This is a genomic window from Mesorhizobium sp. KR9-304 (genome assembly GCF_040049215.1).
In the GTDB taxonomy this organism is placed as follows: Bacteria; Pseudomonadota; Alphaproteobacteria; order Rhizobiales; family Rhizobiaceae; genus Mesorhizobium_K.
Map to the genome: position 1 here is coordinate 441,703 of NZ_JBDZDN010000003.1, position 19,208 is coordinate 460,910.

The following is a 19,208-nucleotide window of genomic DNA, read 5'->3' on the forward strand; positions in this document are numbered from 1 at the left end:
TCCATCAGGTGGTGGGCGCATCCTTGCGCATCAAGCCCTCGGCCTTGAGATCGGCCCATAGCGCTGGCGGGATCTTTGCGTCGAGGATCTTGCGGTTGCTCTTCACTTCCTCGGGCCGCTGGCCGCCTGGAATGAGCGCGACCACGGCAGGGTGGAGTGCCGGGAACTGCAAGGCGGCCTCGATCAGCGCGACGCCGTGGCGCTTGCAGACAGCCTCGATCCTGGCGACGCGGTCCAGGATTTCCTTGGGCGCCTCGGAATAATTGTAGTAGGCGCCGGGCTTCGGGCCGGTGGCCAGGATGCCGGAATTGTAGGGCCCGCCGAGCACGATGCCGATGCCGCGCTTCTCGCAAAGCGGCAGGAACGACTGCAAGGCTTCCTGTTCGAGCAGCGTGTAGCGCCCTGCCAGCAGGAAGAGGTCGAAATCGCCGCGTTCGGCGAGCGTCTGGCAGACTTCCCACTCGTTGATGCCGCCGCCGAACGCCTTGATGACGCCCTGGTCGCGCAGCGCGAGCATCGCGTAATAACCGGAGCGCATGAATTCGTTGATGCGAGCGTCGGATGCCTCCTTGGACCCATGCGTGAAGATGTCGAGGTCATGCGCGAAAAGGATGTCGATGCGGTCGACGCCCAGCCTCTCGAAGGAAGCCTCAAAGGAGCGCATCACGCCGTCGTAGCTGTAATCGTAGACCTCGCGGCGCGACGGCGTGTCGAAGAACTTGCCGATGCCGGTGCGCTGCTCCGGCGGACAAACCTGGAGCAGACGTCCAGCCTTGGTGGAAAGCACATACTCGTCACGCTTCTTGCCGCGCAGGAACTGGTTGAGCCGGGTTTCCGAAAGGCCGAGCCCATAAAGCGGTGCGGTGTCGTAGTAGCGGAAGCCGCCGTCCCATGCGGCCTGAAGCGTCGCCTGGGCGTCCTCGTCGGAAACCGCGCGGTACAGATTGCCGAGCGGCGCGGTTCCGAAGCCGAGCTCGGTGAAGGTCAGCCCGCCATTGCCGATGCGGTCCCAATGCCTGGTTTTCATGGACGCTCCTCCGTCTTGGATGCCTTCGGCGCGATTGCGCCGGATGATGCAAATTCGACTCCCGCCGGTCCAGCGAATTCGCCCTGTTCACCAAATTCACTCGGCCAGCAGGGCTATCCGTTGGACATGGATTCCGGCGGTTGCTAGCATCCATGAAAACATATGGGGAGGGCCAGTGACGCAGAAATTCAGGCGCGTATTCGGCAACGGCAAGCCTGTGATCGGCATGGTGCACTTCGGCGCGCTGCCCGGAGCGCCGCTATTCGACGCCGAGCGCGGGCTCGACGGTCTCATCGACGGCATCGGCCGGGACATCGACGCCCTGCAGAAGGCCGGCTTCGACGCGATCATGTTCGGCAATGAGAACGATCGGCCCTACGAGTTCGATGTCGATACGGCCTCGACGGCGACCATGGCCTATGCGATCGGCCGGGTGCGCGACAAGATAACCGTGCCGTTCGGCGTCAACGTTCTGTGGGACCCCATGTCGTCGATCGCGCTTGCCGCGGCGACGGGCGCTGCCTTCGTGCGCGAGATATTCACCGGCGCCTATGCTTCCGACATGGGGCCGTGGACGCCCGACGCGGGCAAGGCGATGCGCTACCGCGACCGCCTGCACCGGCAGGACCTCGCGCTGCTCTACAATGTGTCAGCGGAATTCGCCCATTCGCTCGACCAGCGCAGCCTGCCCGACCGTGCGCGCAGCGCGGTGTTCTCCAGCATTCCCGACGCCATCCTCGTGTCCGGGCAGATCACCGGCGAGGCGGCGGCATTGAGCGACCTCGAGGCAGTGAAGAAGGTGTTGCCCGACACACCGGTTCTCGCCAACACGGGCGTGAAACATGCAACCGTCGCGGACGTGCTGCGGATCGCCGATGGCTGCATTGTCGGCTCCTCGCTCAAGGTCGACGGCGACACATGGAAGCCGGTTGACCCGGACCGCGCGTCCGAGTTCATGCGCCTCGCGCGCACGGCGCGCGGCTTATGAGCGGCGCGGCGCTGTCCGGCGAGGCGAGGGGGCGGCTGAAGACGCTGCTTTGCGAGCTGATGCTGATCCCCGGCCTGTCCGGATATGAGGGCAGGGTGCGGCGGCATCTTGCGGGCCGGTTGCAGGCGCTCGGCCTCGCGACCCGCACCGACAGGCTGGGCAATCTGATCGCCACCCTCGACGGAACGCCAGGCGCGCCTTCGGTCATGCTGTTCACGCACATGGACCAGCTCGGCTTCATCGTGCGCAAGATCGAGCCGGACGGGTTTCTGCGGTTCGAGCGGCTCGGCGGCGTTCCGGAGCGCGCGCTGGCGTCGCAGGAGGTGCTGATCTGCGTCGGCGAGGGGCGCGACCGGCCGGGCGTGATCGCCAACAAAAGCCACCACGCGACGACGCCGGAGGAGAAATACAGGGTCGTTCCCTACCAGGACCTCTATATCGACGCAGGCTTCGCCAGCGCGGGGGAGGCAGCCACCGCGGGCGTCGATGTGGGGTCGCCGGTCGTCTACCGGCCGCATTGGGTCGAGCTGTCGCCAGACCGCGTCGCCGGCACGGCGATCGACGACCGCGCCGGTTGCGCTGTTATCGTCGAAGCGGCGCGCCAGTTGATGACGACGGGCACACGGCCGACGCTGCATTTCGTCTTCTCGGTGCAGGAGGAGTTCAACCTGCGCGGGGCGTTGACGGCCGCGCAGGTGCTGCAGCCCGACATCGCGATCCAGCTCGACCTCCTGCTTGCGACCGACACGCCCGACATGGGCTATCGCGGCGACGTCAGGCTCGGCGGCGGTCCGGCCATGAGCATGTATTCCTTCCACGGCCGCGGTACCCTCAATGGGACGATCCCGCATCCCGCGCTGGTGGCGCTGTTCGATCGGAGCGCGAAGGCCCTCGACGTGCCGCTGCAGCGCAGCGCGCATACCGGCGCGCTCACCGATTCATCCTATGTGCAACTCGTCGGCCAGGGCGTCGCCTCGATCGATCTCGGCTTCCCGATGCGCTACTCGCACTCCTCGCTCGAAGTCTGCGACCTTGGCGACCTCGAACGCCTGACGATGCTGCTGGTCGAGGGGATCGGCCGGATCGACGCAGGCTTCAGCCTCGACCGAGACGACTACGAATGAGGCACTATCTCGGCATCGACATAGGCACCTTCGAATCGAAGGGCGTGATCGTCGATGAGAAGGGGCGCATCGTCGCCAGCGCGTCGAAGCCGCACAGGATGCTGGTGCCGCGGCCCGGCTGGGCGGAGCATCGCCCGAAACAGGACTGGTGGGGCGACTTCACCTTCATCAGCAGGAAGATGCTCGCCGAAAGCGGCATTGCGCCCGAGACGATCCGCGCCGTCGGGACAAGCGCCATCGGCCCGTGCATGCTGCCGGTCGACGGGGAGGGCGAGGCGCTGTCCAATGCCGCGCTCTACGGCGTCGATACGCGCGCGGCGACGGAAATCGAGGAGCTTGACGCTGCGATCGGCCCGGAACGCATACTCGACCGCTGCGGCAATGCGCTGACCTCGCAGTCTGTCGGCCCGAAGATACTGTGGCTGAAGAAGAACCGCCCCGACATCTTTCGCAAGGCAGCCAGGATCGTCACCTCGACAACCTATCTGGTCCAGAAGCTGACCGGAAAGTGCGTCATCGACCACTATTCGGCGGCCAATTTCTCGCCGCTCTACCTGATTGATCGCCAGGGCTGGAGCACGGAGCTCGCGCCCGACATCATCGAACCCGAGCGGCTGCCCCGGGTGACGTGGACCACCGACATCGCGGGAGAAGTGACGGCGAGGGCGGCGCTCGCGACCGGACTTGCCAAGGGCACGCCGGTCATCGCCGGCACGATCGACGCGGCGGCGGAGGCACTCTCCGTCGGCGTCGTCAGGCCGGGCGACATGATGGTCATGTACGGCTCGACCATCTTCACGATCATGCTGTCGAGGAAACGCATCGCCGATGCGCGGCTCTGGCATGCGCCCTGGCTGTTTCCAGGCGAGCACGCCTCGATGGCGGGACTGGCGACGAGTGGCACGCTGACCCATTGGTTCCGAGACCTTGCCGCGCGCGAACTGGGTCCCGACCAAGCTTTCGCAAAGCTCGCGAAGGAGGCGGAGGCGTCGCCGCCCGGCGCCAAGGGGCTCGTGATGCTGCCCTATTTTTCGGGCGAGCGGACGCCGATCCACGACGCCAAGGCCAAGGGCGCGATCTTCGGGCTCAACCTGACGCATTCCCGCGGCGACCTCTACCGCGCGCTGCTCGAGGGCATCGCCTGCGGCACCAACCATATCGTCGAGACTTACCGGGAGATCGGCGAGATGCCGAAAAAGCTGCTGGCCGTCGGCGGCGGCACAAGGAACCGTGTGTGGTCGCAGGCAACGTCGGACGTTTCCGGCCTGGCGCAGACCGTTTGCGCAAAGACGGTGGGCGCCAGCTATGGCGACGCCTTCCTGGCGGCGCTGGCTGTCGGCGACGTGAAGAAGAAGGAGATACGCGACTGGAATCCGGAAGCGCGGCGCATCGTCCCCGACCGCGGGAACCGCGCCGTCTACCGGCGGCAATACCGCATCTTCCGGCAACTCTATGAACGCAATCGCGACCTGATGGCGGAACTGTCATGACGATGGAGAACGATCTTTTCGGCAAGGCTCTCGGCGAACTCGGCGCCGTGCTGGCGCGCATCGACCAGGGCGCGATCGACCACGCCTGCCGCATGCTGGCGGAGGCGAGGCAGATCGTCGTCTATGGCTGCGGCCGTGAGGCATTGCAGATGAAGGGCTTCGCCATGCGGCTCTTCCATCTCGGCCTGCCCGTCTCGGTGGTCGGCGACATGACGACTCCGGCGCTCAGGCACAACGATGTCTTCTTCGCGAGTTCGGGGCCGGGCGAAACGGCGACAGTGCTGACCTTGATGAAGGTCGCGCACGGCGCGCGGGCGAAAAACCTGCTCGTCACCGCCCAGCCGAAGGGGAGTGCCGCCGACCTTGCCGACTTCATGCTGGTCGTGCCGGCGCAGACCATGGCCGACGATCAGGGGCCGCAAATGACGTCGGTGCTTCCGATGGGCTCGGTCTTCGAGGGCGCGCTGTTCCTGCTCTTCGAGATCATGGTGCTGAGACTGAAGGACATGTTGGGCGTGTCGCCGGAGGCGATGCGCGCCCGGCACACGAACATGGAATAGCCATGCGCTACGAACTGATGCTGCCCCATCAAATCCGCAAGGCGATCGCGGAGCACTGGCCGGTCGTTCTGCCGCTCGGGGTGCTGGAATATCACGGTGAGCATATGGGCGTCGGCATGGACACGCTGGCCGTCATCAAGACGCTCGAACTGATCGAACCGGAGATGGACCTCGTCATCCTGCCGCCATTCTACTATGGCGCGGCAAGCTACGCGGTGGCGCCGCCGGAAGGCACCGGCACCGTGCAGGTCGGCGGCAACGTGCTGGCGCCGTTCGCCGAGGCGCTGTTCCACAGCCTTCTCAGGGTCGGTTTCCGCAACATCCATGCGATCATCCACCACCAAACCGAAAACTTCGCCGCGGGCATGCCGACCGACCTGGCGTTCAAGTCGGCGGGACGGCAGGCGATATTCCGCTTCCTCGAACGCGAGAGCGGCGAGGGCTGGTGGGGCGACGAGAAGATGGCGGCATATTACGCCGAGCACGAGGCCGGGCGGAACCCGTTCAACTGGATTCGCATCCATTCGCTGATGAGTTCCGAGACCATGGCCGACTATCCCTTCGACCATGCGGGGCAGGGCGAGACCTCGCTGATGTTGGCGCTCTGCCCCGAGGCGGTGGACATGGCGAAGCTAGGCGACAACACCGGCTGGTATACGGCGACGGCAAAGGACGCGAGCGCCGAGCTTGGGGCGAAGGGCGTAGCACTGATCCTGAAGCGGTTGCGGACGTTGCTTGCACCAGCCGGTTAAGTGCTCTCGACGGCTCCGCTTGCGATCTCTTCGCGCGATGCCGCCCATTGCAGCAAGGCGTCGAGGGCAGGGCAGAGCGCCTGACCCCAGTCGGTGAGGTGGTATTCGACCTTGGGCGGCACCTGGGGGTAGACAGTGCGGCGCACGATGCCGTCCGCCTCCATTTGGCGCAGTTGCTGGATCAGCATCTTTTGCGAGATCGCCGGGATCGCCCGCTCGAGGTCCGAAAACCGCAAAACCTTGCCGCCGAAGAGGTGAAACAGGATCACCAGCTTCCAGCGGCCTTCGAGAATGCGCAGAGCGCTTTCGACACCGCTCGCCGCAGAGACAGGGGTCGGATAGAGCACCTTACTTTCGGGTAAGTACCTTACTTTTACGTCGGTTCTTGTCATTTTTTCAGCCTAGCTCCATCTCCCTTGCGGAACAAGGGCGGCACCGCCCAATCGCAACGGAGAATTTCCATGCTCACAACCGGCTATCCGGCCCTGGATGCCTACTTCGAAGCCAAGAACCGCAAAGACATCGATGCCGCGCTGGCGCCATTTGCCGAAGGCGCCATCGTCAAGGACGAAAGCCACACCCACCGCGGCCGCGCGGCGATCCGAGCTTGGATGGAGGAGACCACGGCGAAATATGACGATACCGCAGAGCCGTCCGGCGTGGAGGTCGAGAACGGCCGCGTGAAGGTCGCCGCGCTCGTTTCCGGCAATTTCCCGGGAAGTCCGGCGACATTGCACTTCATGTTTCGGCTGGATGCCGACTGCATTTCACATCTGGAGATCGGCGCATGACCACAAGACCGAACTTCAGCGTCGATCCACAAGAATTTGCCGGTAAGCGCGTGCTTGTGACCGGAGGTACCAAGGGGGCGGGCGAGGCGATCGTCCGCCGGATGAGCGCCGCCGGAGCCCTCGTAGCCACCGCTGCGCGATCGGGTGCTGGCCGCGAATCCCCTGCGTTCTTCATCAAGGCCGATCTCGCGACACTGGCCGGGACGGAGGCGGTTGCGGCGGCGGTGCTCGAGCGCTTCGGCGGGCTCGACATCATCGTCCACTGCCTTGGCGGTTCGCATGCGCCGGGCGGCGGTTTCGCGGCGCTGACGGAAGACCTTTGGCAGGACGAACTGAATCTCAACCTGCTCGCCGCGGTCCGTCTGGATCGGATGCTTCTGCCGCAGATGATCGAGCGCGGTTCTGGCATCGTCATTCACGTCACATCGATCCAGCGCCGGCTGCCGCTGCATGAATCGACGATCGCATATGCGGCCGCAAAAGCCGCGCTGACCAACTACAGCAAGGCACTTTCCAAGGAACTCGGGCCGAAAGGGGTCCGGGTGAATGCCGTTTCGCCGGGATGGATTCTGACGACTGCGTCGGAAAATCTGGCGAAGCGGGTAGCCGAAAGCGCCGGCACCGATGAAGAGACCGCGCGGCAGGGCATCATGGACGCTCTCGGCGGCATCCCCATCGGGCGGCCCGCTTGGCCGGAGGAGGTTGCAGAGCTGGTGGCATTCCTGGCGTCTGACCGTGCCGCCGCGATACATGGCAGCGAATATGTAATCGATGGAGGCACGATACCGACCGTCTGAACCGCACTCTTGCTGGATGCAGTCCCTATTTCATTTCACCGCGCCGGCTGTCATGCCTTTGATGAGGTAACGCTCCAGCACCACACCGATGATGACGAGCGGCAGGATCGCGGCGAAGGAAAGCGCGGCCATCGACCACCAGTTTATGCCTTGGCTGCCGGTTTGCGAGGCAACCATTACCGGCAAGGTGTTTGCGTGCGTGGAAGTGAGGAGCGCCGCGAAGAAGTATTCATTCCAGGTGAGAACGAGGCTGAGAATGAAGGCGGCGATCATTCCCGGCAAGGCGATTGGCAGGATGACGCTGAAGAAAGCTCCCCAGATGGAGAGCCCATCGACCAGCGCCGCCTCCTCGAGTTCGGTTGGTATGGACTCGAACTGATCGCGCATGATCCAGATGACGATAGGTAGCACCGTCAGCGTGTAGAGCAGGATGATGCCGATCCGGGTGTCGAGCAGCGCGAGCTGCTTGTATAGCACCAGGAAGGGCAGCGCGAGAACCACGGGGGGCAGGATCAACTGCGACAGGAAGAAGAACGAGATGTCCGAGTTTCGCATGTAGCCGAATTTGTAGGAAAAACGCGACAGGCCGTAGGCGGCGAGCGAGCCGAGGACGACGGCGATCGAGGAGGAAGAAATCGCGGTGATCGTTGAATTGAAGAACCTCTTCAAGAACTCGTCGCGAACCGTGCTCTCCGCGCCGATCGTTTCGGGAGACAAGCCGAGCGACCTCCAGCCGAGCCATGCCGGCGTGTAGTCGACCCAGGGGACCAGCGCGCCCTGCATGACGTTGGGGGCCATCTTGAAGCTGGTTGTAATGGTCCAATAGATCGGAAAGAGGCAGATGATCGTCCACAGAATCAACAATAAGTAGATAGCCGTCTTGCCGGCCAACCGGCTGGCCCGAAACGCAAGGTGCGGCTCGTCCTTGTTGAGAAGGGGCGCGTTCATGTCCGAGGCCTTGCGAAGCGTTCCGCCAGTTTCATAAGGATGGTCATCGCGATGATGATGATCACGAGATACACCATAGCCAGAAGGGTGCCATAGCCGACATTCGAACGATCCCTGTACTCGCGGAAGATGAACGAGGTGACGGTGTCCGTCGCACCGCCCGGCCCCCCCGAGGTGATCGTGATCACGATGTCGGCGAGTTTCAGCTTGAAGATGATGCGGATGAGAATCGCGGTGATCGAGACCGGCAGCATCAGCGGGAAGGTGACTTCCCAGAAACTCTTCCACGGGCCTGCGCCGTCGACGCGCGCGGCTTCGGTCAGCTCCTTGGGAATCGCCTGCAGCCCGGCGAGGATCATGATCATCATGAACGGGATGAAGGTCCAGGCATCGAGCAGCATGATGGTGAAGCGTGCGATTTCGGGGGAGCCGAAGAAGGACGGGTTGTCCCAGCCCAGCCATCGCGCGAAGCGCGCGATGGGTCCGAACCGGACCTCCAGCATGGACTTGCCGATCATCCAGCTCACGGCCACCGGCGAAAGCATCAGCGGCAACAGAAACGCGACGCGGAAGAATTTGCGGGCGCGAATCTCGGCGTTGAGCAGCAGCGCCAAACCGAAGGCCACGGCGTATTCGACGAGGATCGCCAGGCTGAACCACACCATGTTGCGCAACGCGTTCCAGTAGAACGGGTCGCTCCACATCTGGCGGACGTTGTCGAGCCCGTTGAACTGGCGGCCCAGCGGGGATGAAAGGTTCCAGTCCGAGAACGCGATGATCAGCCCGAACAGGAGCGGGAAGACGGTGAGCGACACGACGAACAGCGCGGCAGGCAGCACGAACAGCGTGCGCTTGCCGAGCTCGCCTCTGATCAGCACCTGGCTCCAGCACAGGCAGACCGCCCAAAGTATGTAGGCGAAGAGAGTGGGCCGCCAGGTTTGGAAACCGAACTCCGCCATGCCCAACTGCTGGAGGGTTTGAGCGGCCGCAACCAGCGCCAGGATCAGCGCCGAAATCCAGACAATTGCACGGCCGAAGAGCTTTCGCCTGTCGGAAATGTCGTCTGCCGTGACAACGTGAAGGAGATCTCCCTGGCTCATGCTTACCCGAGGCGTATGCTTTATCTGGATTCCCTGGAGCCGCATCCGGCACGGGGCTCGAAGAAATCAGGGGCACGCGCTAGGCGCGTGCCCCTGATCGTCACATGCCTAGAGAAGCCTTGTAGAGCTTGATCTGACTCTCCCGGCCGATCTGGTCGGTGATCTTCTCCCAGGCCGCGGCAATGGCGTCGGCGGTCTCCTGGGCGGAAGCGTATTGACCGTTGATGCCCTTCACCAGCTCGTCTTCCGCGATCGAATAGTACTGGAAGATGCCGGGGATGCGCGGCTCGATCGCAGCGTTCGGGTGATTGTAGCTGTCGAGGTTCGAGCCGAGGTAGTCCTCGACGAATGCGCGGTCGTAGCCGGCAGCTTCCCACTCCTCGTACTTGAAGTGCGACTGGCGGTAGGGCTGGAAGCCCGACGGATATGCTGCGGTCCATAGCGAGATGTCCTTGCCGCCAAGATGTGCCGCCGCGGACCACGCCGCCTTGCGCTTCTTCTCGTCGCTCGAGACGCGGCTCGTCACGTAAACGCCCCAGCCGATATAGGCCATGTTCGGCGCGAAGTTCTCCTTCTCTTCCCACGCGCCGGCCTTTGCGTTGTAAACCCGCCTTGCGCCAGGGTTGATCGAGAAGCCCACGACATCTCCGACTACCGAGGTGTCCGAAGTCCTTGCATTCGAGCCGACATCACCCCACCACGTCAGGGCCGTTCCGGTGCCGCCGAGGAACTGTGAGAACGCCGTGGCGTTCGGGTCGGCGTTCACCTGATCCGGTGGATAGGCGTTGGCCTTCACGAGGTCCATGACGTCCTGGATCGCCTGGGTCCAGGCCGGGTTGTTGACGCGCGGCTTCATCGTATCGGGATCAAACAGCCATGCCGGATCCTCGGGATGCTTGGCGTAGGCTGCTGCGCGGTCCTCGAGGAAGTAGAAGCCAAAGCCTCCCCACTGGTACTTGAGCGGGTCGATGAAGCCATAGGCCGGGGCACCCGTGAGCGGATCGGTCTTGCCCGCAAGCGCCGTGGCGAGCGCGGGGAAATCCTCCCAGTGCTTGGGCACTTCGGCCATCCCGCTGATCGAGCCGTCGCCGAAATAGTCCTTGCGGTAGGCGAAGGTGTGGCAGTCGCCGTCGATGGTGATGCGGTAGGTCTTGCCGTCCCACGTGCCGACGGGCGCCTTCAGATAATCCACGAGGTCGTCGGCCTCGATCTGCGTCGCCACCCAGCCGGGCATCTCGTCAAGCAGCCCCTTGCTGGCGGTGTCGCCTTCGAACGGCGCGCCCATCTCGATGATGTCGAAATCGACCGTTCCGGTCGCGATCGACTGCTGGAGGCGGGCGTTGTAGTCGGCCTGGGCGAGATCGATCCAGCTGATCTTGGCGCCGGTATAGGCCTCCCAAGGCTTCAGGAAGCCGCGGAACAGGAAGTTGTGCAGGTTCTGGTTGTTGAGCCCCATGAAGGTCAGCTCGACGCCGGCGAATTCGCCCGCCGCTACATTGGCCTTGGTTGCGCCGAGGCACAGTTCACCGACCTTCTGCCAGTCGGCGTCGGTGGGCGAGCCCTTGCCGACCCCCGGAATCTGCAGGATCTGCGCGCGCACATCCTCCTGCGCGGCGGCCTGCCTGGTCAGCGCGCCGAGCGTGCCGGTCGAAGCGGCCGCGAGCGCGGCCATGCTGGCCGCGCCCTTGAGCATGTCGCGGCGGGTCGCCCCGGCGCGAACCAGTTGTTCGAAGATACCTACCTTCATGTCGTTGTTCCTCCCAGAACCTGATCAGCGGTTTCCGCGCATTGACGTTCGGGTGCCCGTTCCAGTCCCAGCTCCACCGGAAAAGGTCTGGCAAATCGATGCGGATGTCTGCCGGTGCTTCCGGCAGTCCGAACGTCAAGACGATAGAAAGCGCCTGACACTATGGAGGAAGGCCGAACGGAGTCAACGCGATGGTCCTACCAGTCGATTTGGCCAGTCGATTTGGCCAGTCGATTTGAGCAATGGACTTGGCCGACCCGGTTGATTAGCTTCGGCCAAAACAAGGAACGGGGGGACGATGGCGCAGGTCGCAATCCGCAACGTGTCGAAGGCATTCGGGTCCGTGCAGGTTCTGCATGGCGTCAGCGTCGACATAGCGGATGGGGAGTTCGTCGCGTTGGTCGGCCCGTCCGGCTGCGGCAAGTCCACCCTGCTTCGCATGGTCGCTGGGCTGGAGGCCGTCACCGGCGGGACCATCGCCATCGGTGACCGCATGGTCAACCACCTGCCGCCCGGCAAGCGCGACATCGCCATGGTCTTCCAGAACTATGCCCTCTATCCGCACAAGACGGTCGCCAAGAATATGGGCTTCGCACTCAAACTGCGGGGCAGCGGCAAGGCGGAGATCAATGAGCGGGTGCGCAAGGCAGCCGAGATTCTCGACCTCACCCCCTATCTCGATCGCTATCCGCGCCAGCTTTCCGGCGGACAGCGGCAGCGCGTCGCCATGGGCCGCGCCATCGTGCGGGACCCGAAGGTGTTCCTGTTCGACGAGCCGCTGTCGAACCTCGACGCCAAGCTGCGCGTGCAGATGCGCACCGAGATCAAGGAATTGCACCAGCGGCTCAAGACGACGACGATCTACGTCACGCACGACCAGGTCGAGGCGATGACCATGGCCGACAAGATCGTCGTCATGCAGGCCGGGCGGATCGAGCAGATGGGGGCGCCGCTGGAACTGTTCGACCGGCCGGCCAATACGTTCGTGGCGGGCTTCATCGGCTCGCCGGCGATGAACATGCTGAAAGGCAAGGTGGAGGCCGGCGGCGTGCGGGTCGACGGTGCTGTCTTGCCGGTCGCGGCCGGCCACAAGGTATCGGAAGGGCAGGAGGTGCTCTACGGCGTCCGCCCCGAGCATTTCGAGATCGCCGAGGATGGTCTGCCGGCTCGCATCTCGGTGGTCGAGCCGACCGGCTCGGAGACGACGGTCGTGCTGCGGTTCGGCGAGAGCGAGATCGTCGCCCTGTTCCGCGAGCGCCACGACTTCAGGCCCGGCGACACGCTGCATCTCAGGCCGCGCAGGGATCTCGTCCATCTGTTCGATCCACAGAGCGGCCAGCGGATCTGACGCCCCGGCCCAATCAAATCAATATCCGGAGGAATTCGCCGAATGCTGAAAAATATCCACCCGCTGCTGAACGCCGATGTGCTCCATGCACTGCGCGCAATGGGCCACGGCGACGACCTGATCATCGTCGACACCAATTTCCCGGCCGATTCGGTCGCCCGCCAGACGCAGCTCGGCAAGCTGCTTCGGATCGACAACACGACGTCCGCTGAAGCCGCCGCGGCGATCCTCTCCGTCTATCCGCTCGACACCTTCGTCGACGACGCGGCGGCGCGCATGGAGATCGTCGGCAAGCCTAAGGAGATCCCGCCGGTCCAGAAGGAGGTGCAGAAGGTCATTGACAAGGCCGAGGGCAAGTCCTGGCCGATGATCTCGATCGAGCGCTACGCCTTCTACGAGCGCGCCAAAAAGGCCTATTGCGTGGTGCAGACCGGCGAGCGGCGCTTCTACGGCTGCTTCGCCTTCCGCAAGGGCGTCATCCCGCCGGACGCGGGTTAGGCTGCAATGCAAAAGCCGGTCGTTATCCTGGGCGTCTTCGTCGCCGACACGGCCTATAGGGCGGCGCGCGCCCCGCGCATGGGCGAAACGATCCTGGGATCGGACTTCAAGCTCGGCCCGGGCGGCAAGGGTTCGAACCAGGCGGTCGCGGCCGGCCGGCTCGGCGCCGACGTCACCTTCATCACCCGGCTCGGCCGCGATCCCTTCGCCGAGATGGCGCGGGCAACGTGGAAGGACGCAGGCGTCAAGCCGGCGGTGATCGAGACGCCGGAGAGCTATACCGGCGCCGCCTATATCTTCGTCGAGGAGACGACCGGCAACAACGCAATCATCGTCTGTCCGGGCGCGGCGTCGCTGATCTCGCCTGATGACATCGACGCCAACGCGGCGCTGATCCGCTCGGCCGGCGTGTTCGTCACGCAATTGGAGCAGCCCATCGAAGCGGCCGTGCGCGCGCTGGAGATCGCCAGGGAAGCCGGCGTGACAACCATCCTCAATCCCGCGCCGGCCGCCAAGCTACCCGACCGCATATACAAGCTCAGCGACTATCTGACGCCGAACGAGACCGAGACCGAGGAATTGACCGGCATCAGGGTCGAGACCGTCGACGACGCCCGCCGCGCGGCGGACCGGCTGCTGGAGATGGGCGTCGGCACGGCGATCGTCACGCTGGGCGAGAAGGGCGCGCTGCTGCACACAAGGGGACAGTCCGAGCATGTGCCTGCCGTCAGCGCCGGACCGGTGGTCGAGACGACCGGCGCGGGCGACGCCTTCAACGGCGGGCTGGCCGCGGCGCTGGCAAGAGGATCCTCACCGCTCGATGCCGTCCGCTTCGCCTGCGCCGTGGCCGGCATTTCGGTGACGCGGCCGGGCACGGCGCCGTCGATGCCGACGCTGGCCGAGGTCGAAGCGCTCCTGCGCGAAAACGGCTAGCCGGTCGCGAGGAGCCCGGCCGGACTATTTCGGCATGTTCGCCTCGACCACCGACTTGCATTGCGGGGTAAGCTGGTCGAGGTGCTTGCCGAGGCATTCCATGATACGCCCACCGCCGGGCTGGACGCCCGGACAGTACTTCTCGAAATCGGCCTTGCAGGCTTCGCGCTCGGCAGCCGTCTGCGCCATTGCCGCGTTTGAGCACAGTGCGGCCGCCAGGCCGAGCGCTGACAGAAATATCTTCATGACGATTTCCTCCCTTCAGGATGGAGCGAGCATATTCCGCATTCCGGGGTGACGTAAGGGAGCAGTGCCCGAGCGGCAACCGACGCCGTTCATCGCAGGCATTGAATGGCGAGGCGGCCTTGACTATTTTCCGGCCACGGCTACAAGGCAGCCGTCCGGCCGCGAAGGTTCGATCCTGGGGCCGACGCGAATGCTGCCCGGCAGTGGGGAATAGGTTAACGGTAGACCCACGGACTCTGACTCCGTTAGTCCTGGTTCGAATCCAGGTTCCCCAGCCAAGCAAAATCAAGAACTTAGAGGGCATCACACTTGGCGAGGGGGCAGCTATGTCGCATCTATGTCGCATTGGCGGCCGACAGCAGCCGTTGCTCGGCTGCAGCGAGGGCGTCGGAATCGTCCGTTGCCGGGAACAGGTGGCCGTACACGTCCATCGTCATCGTGATCGAAGAATGCCCCATGCGCTCCTGCACGACCTTCGGCGGCAGTCCGAGCCCGCCATGGGCCGCTTCTACCGTTACGGTCATGGATAGTTCCGGACCCGATGATCGATATGAGGAACCACGAACTCCAGCGTGATTATCGACGATGTTCGCTTTGGGGACGCTGCAGAGTTGATCTCTACCGCCGCGATGCGGCGCAAAGCGGTGTCTCAGTGTGAAATTGGTATTTCACACTGTCTGTTTGGGGGCCGACTCGGGCTGTCGGCTTACGACGGACAAGGTGCTAAGGCGGACCACAATCATTACCTTTTTCGCTATTCGAGCATTGTGAAGACACGGCAGCTGTTGCCTGGGATTGGCCCGCGACTGCGGCGGAAGCGTCGAGACCCTTTCGAGACGAATCCTTTGGGCCGCGCGCATCACTTCGGCTTGGTGCCGTCCATCGTCATTGTCTCGCTGCGAGTTAAGATTGATTTGTCATCGTCGACGGCCGTGGGAAAACCTTTACGCGGCCGACAGGATCATAGAAGCGGCCTTCTCGCCGATCATCACCGTTGCCGCATGGGTATTCGCACGCACAACGCGCGGCATTATCGAGGCATCCGCCACCCGCAGCCCTCTCACGCCACGAACCCTCAGCTGCGGATCGACTACGGAATCAGCATCGCCTCCCATGCGACAAGATCCTGCGGCGTGTATATCGGACCCTGCCTTCTCACGGATGAATGCGATCATTTCCCCGTCGCTCTGGACGTTCGGGCCTGGCTGGAGTTCCGACGACACGTAAGGCTTCATCGCAGGCTGCCTCACGATATGACGGATCAGCCGTATCCCGAACATCATCGCCCGCAAGTCATAGTCGGTCTGGAATAGGTTGAAACGAATGCTGGGCGCGACTTGTACGTCCGGCGACTTCAGCGTGACCGAGCCGCGGGCTTCAGGACAGACATGCTCCGGACTGAAGGAGAAGCCTGAGAAGGGATGCTGCTTTGCACCTTTTGCAGTGCGTTCGCCGACGCTCCAGGCCGCCATCGTGACCTGCATGTCCGGTCTGTCCAGGGAGGCGTTGCTTCGCGCATAGCCGCCAACATAGATGCCCGTTTCGGAAAAATAGCCCTTGCCGGTCAGGAGATACTGTAAGCCGGTGCCAAGCGTGCGGACCCAACTGTTTGCGATATCGTTGATCGTGATAGGCTTGATACAACGGAACATAAGCTGCGTGTTGGTATGGTCCTGGAGATTTTGTCCCACGGATGCCCGATCTGCGACTACGCCGACGCCCGTTGCCTTGAGGTGATCGGCGGGACCGATACCGGAGACCATCAGCAATTGTGGTGCTGCAATCGCGCCGGCGCAGACGATCGTCTCCCGGGCCTGAACGCGCAGCAGCTTGCCTTGGCGGCGGAAGAGCACACCTTCCGCAACCGTGCCGTTCAGCAGGATGCGCTCGGTCGTCGCTCCTGTGAGTATGCGCAGATTGGATCGTGATCGCGCAGGCTTCAGATAGCCCTTGGCGGCACTCCAGCGCCGGCCCTTGTGGATGTTCATCTGGTAGTAGCCGAAGCCGTCCTGGACATCGCTGTTGAAATCCGGATTGTCCTTGAGGCCGGCCTCGCGCGCCGCCGCGCGCAGTGCCTGCGGCAGTTCGCGGTCGAAGGACTGGTCTGAGACCTTCAGCGGGCCGCCTGCACCGTGAAACCTGTTCTCGCCGCGGGAATTGTCCTCGGACTTGCGGAAGAACGGCAGCACGTCCTCGAATGCCCATCCCGGACAGCCGGCTTCCGCCCAGCCGTCGAAGTCCTTGGGGTGACCGCGGACATACATCATGCCGTTGATAGAGCTGGACCCACCTAGCACCTTGCCACGCGGCTGGTAGAGCACCCGGTTGTTGAGGCCCGGCTCAGGCTCGCTCTCATACATCCAATTGACGCTAGGATCGCTGTAGAGCTTGGAATAGCCCATCGGCAGGTGGATCCACGGGTTCCAGTCGCTGGGGCCGGCCTCGAGCAACAGGACGCGGTGCCTGCCGCTCTCACTCAGTCTTGCTGCGATCACCGATCCCGCGGATCCCGCTCCCACGACGATATAGTCGTAGGAGTCGCCGTCCAGGGGTTGCGCTTCCGGGGTTCTCTGCATCGGTTCCGCTCTGGCCCTACTTTGTATCGACTAGGTATTTGCGTAAATCGAGGAGATCGAGCGTCAGCGCGCCGGACCGCAACGCTTCTCGCATCGAGGCCTCCTGAGCTAGTCTCGTCTCCGTGCCGGCTCGCGTGCGTTCTACCAATTCTGCTGCTACCGCGCACACGCCATCGTCGTCAGCCACGATCAGATCGCCGGTACGTATGACGACTCCGCCAACCGCTACAGGGCAACGCAGCTCGCCGGGAAAGGTCTTTGAGGCTCCCCGAATGCACAGGCCTCGCGACCAGGCCGGGAAATTCATGCGCCGGAGTTCTGCCGCATCCCGCACGGTACCGTCGACCACCACGCCTGCAATGCCCCGGGCCAATGCAGCCTCGGCCAGAACATCGCCAACGTAGCCGAATGCGCCGCTCTGGCCATCGACAATGAGGATGTCGCCGGCTTCGGCTTCCGCCACCGCACGATGGACGGCCAGGTTGTCGCCATGGTCGCAGCGCACGGTGAAGGCTCGACCGGAGACTACTGCGCTGGCGACCACTGGCCGGATTTCGGAATCCAAACAGCCAATCCGACCGCTAGCCTCGTAGACAGTTGCGGCGCCAGCGCGCCGGAAGATGTCGAGTGTTGTCGAGTCAGTCACCGAGTTCCTCCATCAGTTCGATCCTGCAGCCGGGCAGGGGCTCGAAAAACGCAATGCGCCGATGCCCGAAGCCTCCTTTGATGGTGGTTGGTCCATGGATCAGGGTTGCTTTCCACTGGGAATTTTCCAGCATTGCCGAAAGATCGCTGACTGCGAAGCTGGCATGCAGAAAACCGTCCTGCTTTGGAGCGTCCCCATTGTCGTAAATGGCGCTCTCGAAGAAATTCACCCTCACGTCGCCAATGCTGGCTTCCAGGAAATTGTCGCCGTCAATCGCGTGGATGGCCTTGCGCTCCCATCCGGGGCTGGAGGCGACCAGATCTTCGGCATCGGAGAGGCGCTTCACCTTGAAGGCCAGGTTGACGAGGCGTGGTGGGTCCAATGGCATATATGACCTGTCAGCTTGTCGACGATGGTTCGATTTCTGTTGCTACCAGAGAAACTAATGTTGTGCTATAAGAAAAAATCTGGCGCAAGTCACTTGACAGGCAGCTCTATGCGCGCCCTTGATAGGAAGGCAAGGCACAAACGTTGTTTCATGATCAAACGGCAAGGTGCTGGTTGGTACAAAAAAGGGGAAGAAGCCATGAGAAGTTCGATTGTGGTGGCGGCGGTCATCGCGGTAGCTAGTTCGGTTGCGAACGCTCAAGACGTAACGCTTACGCTCAACACCCCCGGCGGCGCGATCCAGGATGGCGGCAAGGCCGTTCTGTGGGGTCCTGCCGCGGAGAAGCTTGGGGTGGCGGTCAAGGAAGAGACCGCGGACAACGCGCTTGACGTTCTCCGTCTTGAGGCGGGCTCTGGTACGGTCAAGACGGACATCATCATTATGAGCGGGTATCAGGCGGCCATTGCGGGCGCCGAGGGCTTGCTCGAACCGCTGGACTACTCGGTCATCGACGCCTCCTCCTTCATGGAGGGCTCAGCTGCTCCCTATTGCGTCGGCATCTACGGGGTCGCGGCAACCATGGCATGGAACACCAAGACTTACGCCGCGGGCGCGCCGTCGACCTGGGCGGACTTCTGGGACACCGAAAAGTTCCCGGGCAAGCGTGCGATGCGCGCCGACGCCGAGGCGCAGATCGAGATGGCCCTGCTGGCGGATGGCGTCCCGGCTGCCGACCTCTACGAGGTCATGAGCACCGATGAAGGTCTCGCACGCGCAATGGACAAGATCGCCTCGCTCAAACCGAACATCTCCATCTGGTGGACCTCCGGTGCCCAGCACTCGCAGCTCATGAAGGATGGTGAGGTTGATATGAGCACCGGCTGGAATGCTCGTTTCCAGGCTGCGAAGGACGCTGGCGGACCGGCCGACTACACCTACAATCAGGGCATACTGTCCGTTGACTGCTTTGCCGTCATCAAGGGGTCGGCCCACAAGGCCGAAGCCATGAAGCTCGTTGCCGAGATGTCGAAGGGCGAGGCTCAGGCCAAGCTGACAAAGTATATCAGCTACGGTCCGCTGAACCTGGACGCTTACAAGACGGGTCTGATCAGCCCCGAGGTGGAAGCCGTTCTGCCGACCAGCCCGGCCAACGGAGCCACGCTTGTGGTGATGGACAACGACTGGTGGGCCAAGAACAATGACAAGGCCCAGCAGATGTTCGAAGACATGATGACCGAATAGGAATCGG

The 19,208-nt window shown here is 63.3% G+C and carries 20 protein-coding genes, 1 tRNA gene and 1 pseudogene; 12 read left to right on the top strand and 10 right to left on the bottom strand.

The window, feature by feature from the left end; genetic code table 11:
- Positions 1-4: 4 nt before the first annotated feature.
- Positions 5-1,027, bottom strand: coding sequence for an aldo/keto reductase (locus ABLE71_RS18320; RefSeq protein WP_348784897.1), 1,023 nt, complete (start codon positions 1,025-1,027; stop codon positions 5-7).
- 175 nt (positions 1,028-1,202) lie between these two features.
- Here ABLE71_RS18320 and ABLE71_RS18325 point away from each other — a divergent pair, with 175 nt between their 5' ends.
- The 5 genes from ABLE71_RS18325 to ABLE71_RS18345 are packed head-to-tail and all read left to right on the top strand — an operon-like array spanning position 1,203 to position 5,941.
- Positions 1,203-2,015 (top strand): BtpA/SgcQ family protein, encoded by an 813-nt coding sequence (locus ABLE71_RS18325; RefSeq protein ID WP_348784898.1) that lies wholly within the window; start codon positions 1,203-1,205, stop codon positions 2,013-2,015.
- Complete coding sequence (locus ABLE71_RS18330; RefSeq protein WP_348784899.1) at positions 2,012-3,139, top strand: M42 family metallopeptidase; 1,128 nt, start codon at positions 2,012-2,014, stop codon at positions 3,137-3,139. The genes ABLE71_RS18325 and ABLE71_RS18330 overlap by 4 nt, the downstream gene beginning before the upstream one ends.
- Entirely contained in the window at positions 3,136-4,629 is a 1,494-nt protein-coding gene (locus tag ABLE71_RS18335; RefSeq protein ID WP_348784900.1) for an FGGY-family carbohydrate kinase, read from the top strand. The genes ABLE71_RS18330 and ABLE71_RS18335 overlap by 4 nt, the downstream gene beginning before the upstream one ends.
- Positions 4,626-5,189, top strand: a complete 564-nt coding sequence (locus ABLE71_RS18340) for an SIS domain-containing protein (protein WP_348784901.1) — start codon at positions 4,626-4,628, stop codon at positions 5,187-5,189. The genes ABLE71_RS18335 and ABLE71_RS18340 overlap by 4 nt, the downstream gene beginning before the upstream one ends.
- A 2-nt stretch (positions 5,190-5,191) precedes the next feature.
- Positions 5,192-5,941 carry a creatininase family protein gene (locus ABLE71_RS18345; protein WP_348784902.1) on the top strand — a complete coding sequence of 250 codons (750 nt, stop codon included), beginning with the start codon at positions 5,192-5,194 and terminating at the stop codon, positions 5,939-5,941.
- Here the strand turns inward: ABLE71_RS18345 and ABLE71_RS18350 are convergent.
- On the bottom strand, positions 5,938-6,333 hold the full coding sequence (locus ABLE71_RS18350; RefSeq protein WP_348784903.1) for a helix-turn-helix domain-containing protein: 396 nt from the start codon (positions 6,331-6,333) through the stop codon (positions 5,938-5,940). The two genes, ABLE71_RS18345 and ABLE71_RS18350, sit on opposite strands and share 4 nt — an antisense overlap.
- A gap of 69 nt (positions 6,334-6,402) precedes the next feature.
- Between ABLE71_RS18350 and ABLE71_RS18355 the strand changes: the two genes are divergently transcribed.
- Both ABLE71_RS18355 and ABLE71_RS18360 read left to right on the top strand, forming a co-directional pair.
- Positions 6,403-6,732 (top strand): nuclear transport factor 2 family protein, encoded by a 330-nt coding sequence (locus ABLE71_RS18355; protein ID WP_348784904.1) that lies wholly within the window; start codon positions 6,403-6,405, stop codon positions 6,730-6,732.
- On the top strand, positions 6,729-7,529 hold the full coding sequence (locus tag ABLE71_RS18360; protein WP_348784905.1) for an SDR family oxidoreductase: 801 nt from the start codon (positions 6,729-6,731) through the stop codon (positions 7,527-7,529). The genes ABLE71_RS18355 and ABLE71_RS18360 overlap by 4 nt, the downstream gene beginning before the upstream one ends.
- 30 nt (positions 7,530-7,559) lie before the next feature.
- On the opposite strand, the gene ABLE71_RS18365 is transcribed toward ABLE71_RS18360, so the two are convergent.
- The 3 genes from ABLE71_RS18365 to ABLE71_RS18375 all read right to left on the bottom strand — a co-directional run bounded on the left by ABLE71_RS18365 (position 7,560) and on the right by ABLE71_RS18375 (position 11,324).
- A complete protein-coding gene (locus tag ABLE71_RS18365; protein ID WP_348784906.1) occupies positions 7,560-8,477 on the bottom strand; it encodes a carbohydrate ABC transporter permease in 918 nt (305 codons plus the stop codon).
- Positions 8,474-9,577 (bottom strand): sugar ABC transporter permease, encoded by a 1,104-nt coding sequence (locus tag ABLE71_RS18370; protein ID WP_348784907.1) that lies wholly within the window; start codon positions 9,575-9,577, stop codon positions 8,474-8,476. The genes ABLE71_RS18365 and ABLE71_RS18370 overlap by 4 nt, the downstream gene beginning before the upstream one ends.
- A 100-nt stretch (positions 9,578-9,677) precedes the next feature.
- Positions 9,678-11,324: an ABC transporter substrate-binding protein gene (locus ABLE71_RS18375; RefSeq protein ID WP_348784908.1), complete on the bottom strand. Its 1,647-nt coding sequence runs from the start codon at positions 11,322-11,324 to the stop codon at positions 9,678-9,680.
- 298 nt (positions 11,325-11,622) lie between these two features.
- On the opposite strand from ABLE71_RS18375, the gene ugpC reads away from it, so the two are divergent.
- From ugpC to rbsK, 3 genes are read left to right on the top strand one after another with little or no spacing between them, the layout of a single operon-like run.
- Positions 11,623-12,672 (top strand): sn-glycerol-3-phosphate ABC transporter ATP-binding protein UgpC, encoded by a 1,050-nt coding sequence (ugpC, locus tag ABLE71_RS18380; protein WP_348784909.1) that lies wholly within the window; start codon positions 11,623-11,625, stop codon positions 12,670-12,672.
- Positions 12,673-12,714: 42 nt separating this feature from the next.
- Entirely contained in the window at positions 12,715-13,170 is a 456-nt protein-coding gene (locus tag ABLE71_RS18385; protein ID WP_348784910.1) for an RbsD/FucU family protein, read from the top strand.
- Positions 13,171-13,176: 6 nt separating this feature from the next.
- On the top strand, positions 13,177-14,103 hold the full coding sequence (gene rbsK, locus ABLE71_RS18390) for a ribokinase (RefSeq protein ID WP_348784911.1): 927 nt from the start codon (positions 13,177-13,179) through the stop codon (positions 14,101-14,103).
- A 24-nt stretch (positions 14,104-14,127) separates the two neighbouring features.
- On the opposite strand, the gene ABLE71_RS18395 is transcribed toward rbsK, so the two are convergent.
- Entirely contained in the window at positions 14,128-14,349 is a 222-nt protein-coding gene (locus tag ABLE71_RS18395; protein WP_348784912.1) for a cysteine rich repeat-containing protein, read from the bottom strand.
- Between the two features lie 204 nt (positions 14,350-14,553).
- Here ABLE71_RS18395 and ABLE71_RS18400 point away from each other — a divergent pair.
- Positions 14,554-14,627, top strand: a tRNA-Gln gene (locus tag ABLE71_RS18400).
- A 57-nt stretch (positions 14,628-14,684) separates the two neighbouring features.
- Here the strand turns inward: ABLE71_RS18400 and ABLE71_RS18405 are convergent.
- The 4 genes and pseudogenes from ABLE71_RS18405 to ABLE71_RS18420 all read right to left on the bottom strand — a co-directional run.
- A pseudogene (locus tag ABLE71_RS18405) lies at positions 14,685-14,846 on the bottom strand (site-specific integrase); the annotation flags it as partial.
- Positions 14,847-15,293: 447 nt separating this feature from the next.
- Positions 15,294-16,925, bottom strand: coding sequence for a GMC family oxidoreductase N-terminal domain-containing protein (locus ABLE71_RS18410; RefSeq protein ID WP_348784913.1), 1,632 nt, complete (start codon positions 16,923-16,925; stop codon positions 15,294-15,296).
- A gap of 16 nt (positions 16,926-16,941) precedes the next feature.
- Positions 16,942-17,571: a 4-carboxy-4-hydroxy-2-oxoadipate aldolase/oxaloacetate decarboxylase gene (locus ABLE71_RS18415; RefSeq protein WP_348784914.1), complete on the bottom strand. Its 630-nt coding sequence runs from the start codon at positions 17,569-17,571 to the stop codon at positions 16,942-16,944.
- On the bottom strand, positions 17,564-17,917 hold the full coding sequence (locus tag ABLE71_RS18420; protein ID WP_348784915.1) for a hypothetical protein: 354 nt from the start codon (positions 17,915-17,917) through the stop codon (positions 17,564-17,566). The genes ABLE71_RS18415 and ABLE71_RS18420 overlap by 8 nt, the downstream gene beginning before the upstream one ends.
- Before the next feature lie 192 nt (positions 17,918-18,109).
- Here ABLE71_RS18420 and ABLE71_RS18425 point away from each other — a divergent pair, with 192 nt between their 5' ends.
- Positions 18,110-19,201 carry an ABC transporter substrate-binding protein gene (locus tag ABLE71_RS18425; protein ID WP_348784916.1) on the top strand — a complete coding sequence of 364 codons (1,092 nt, stop codon included), beginning with the start codon at positions 18,110-18,112 and terminating at the stop codon, positions 19,199-19,201.
- Positions 19,202-19,208: the final 7 nt, after the last annotated feature.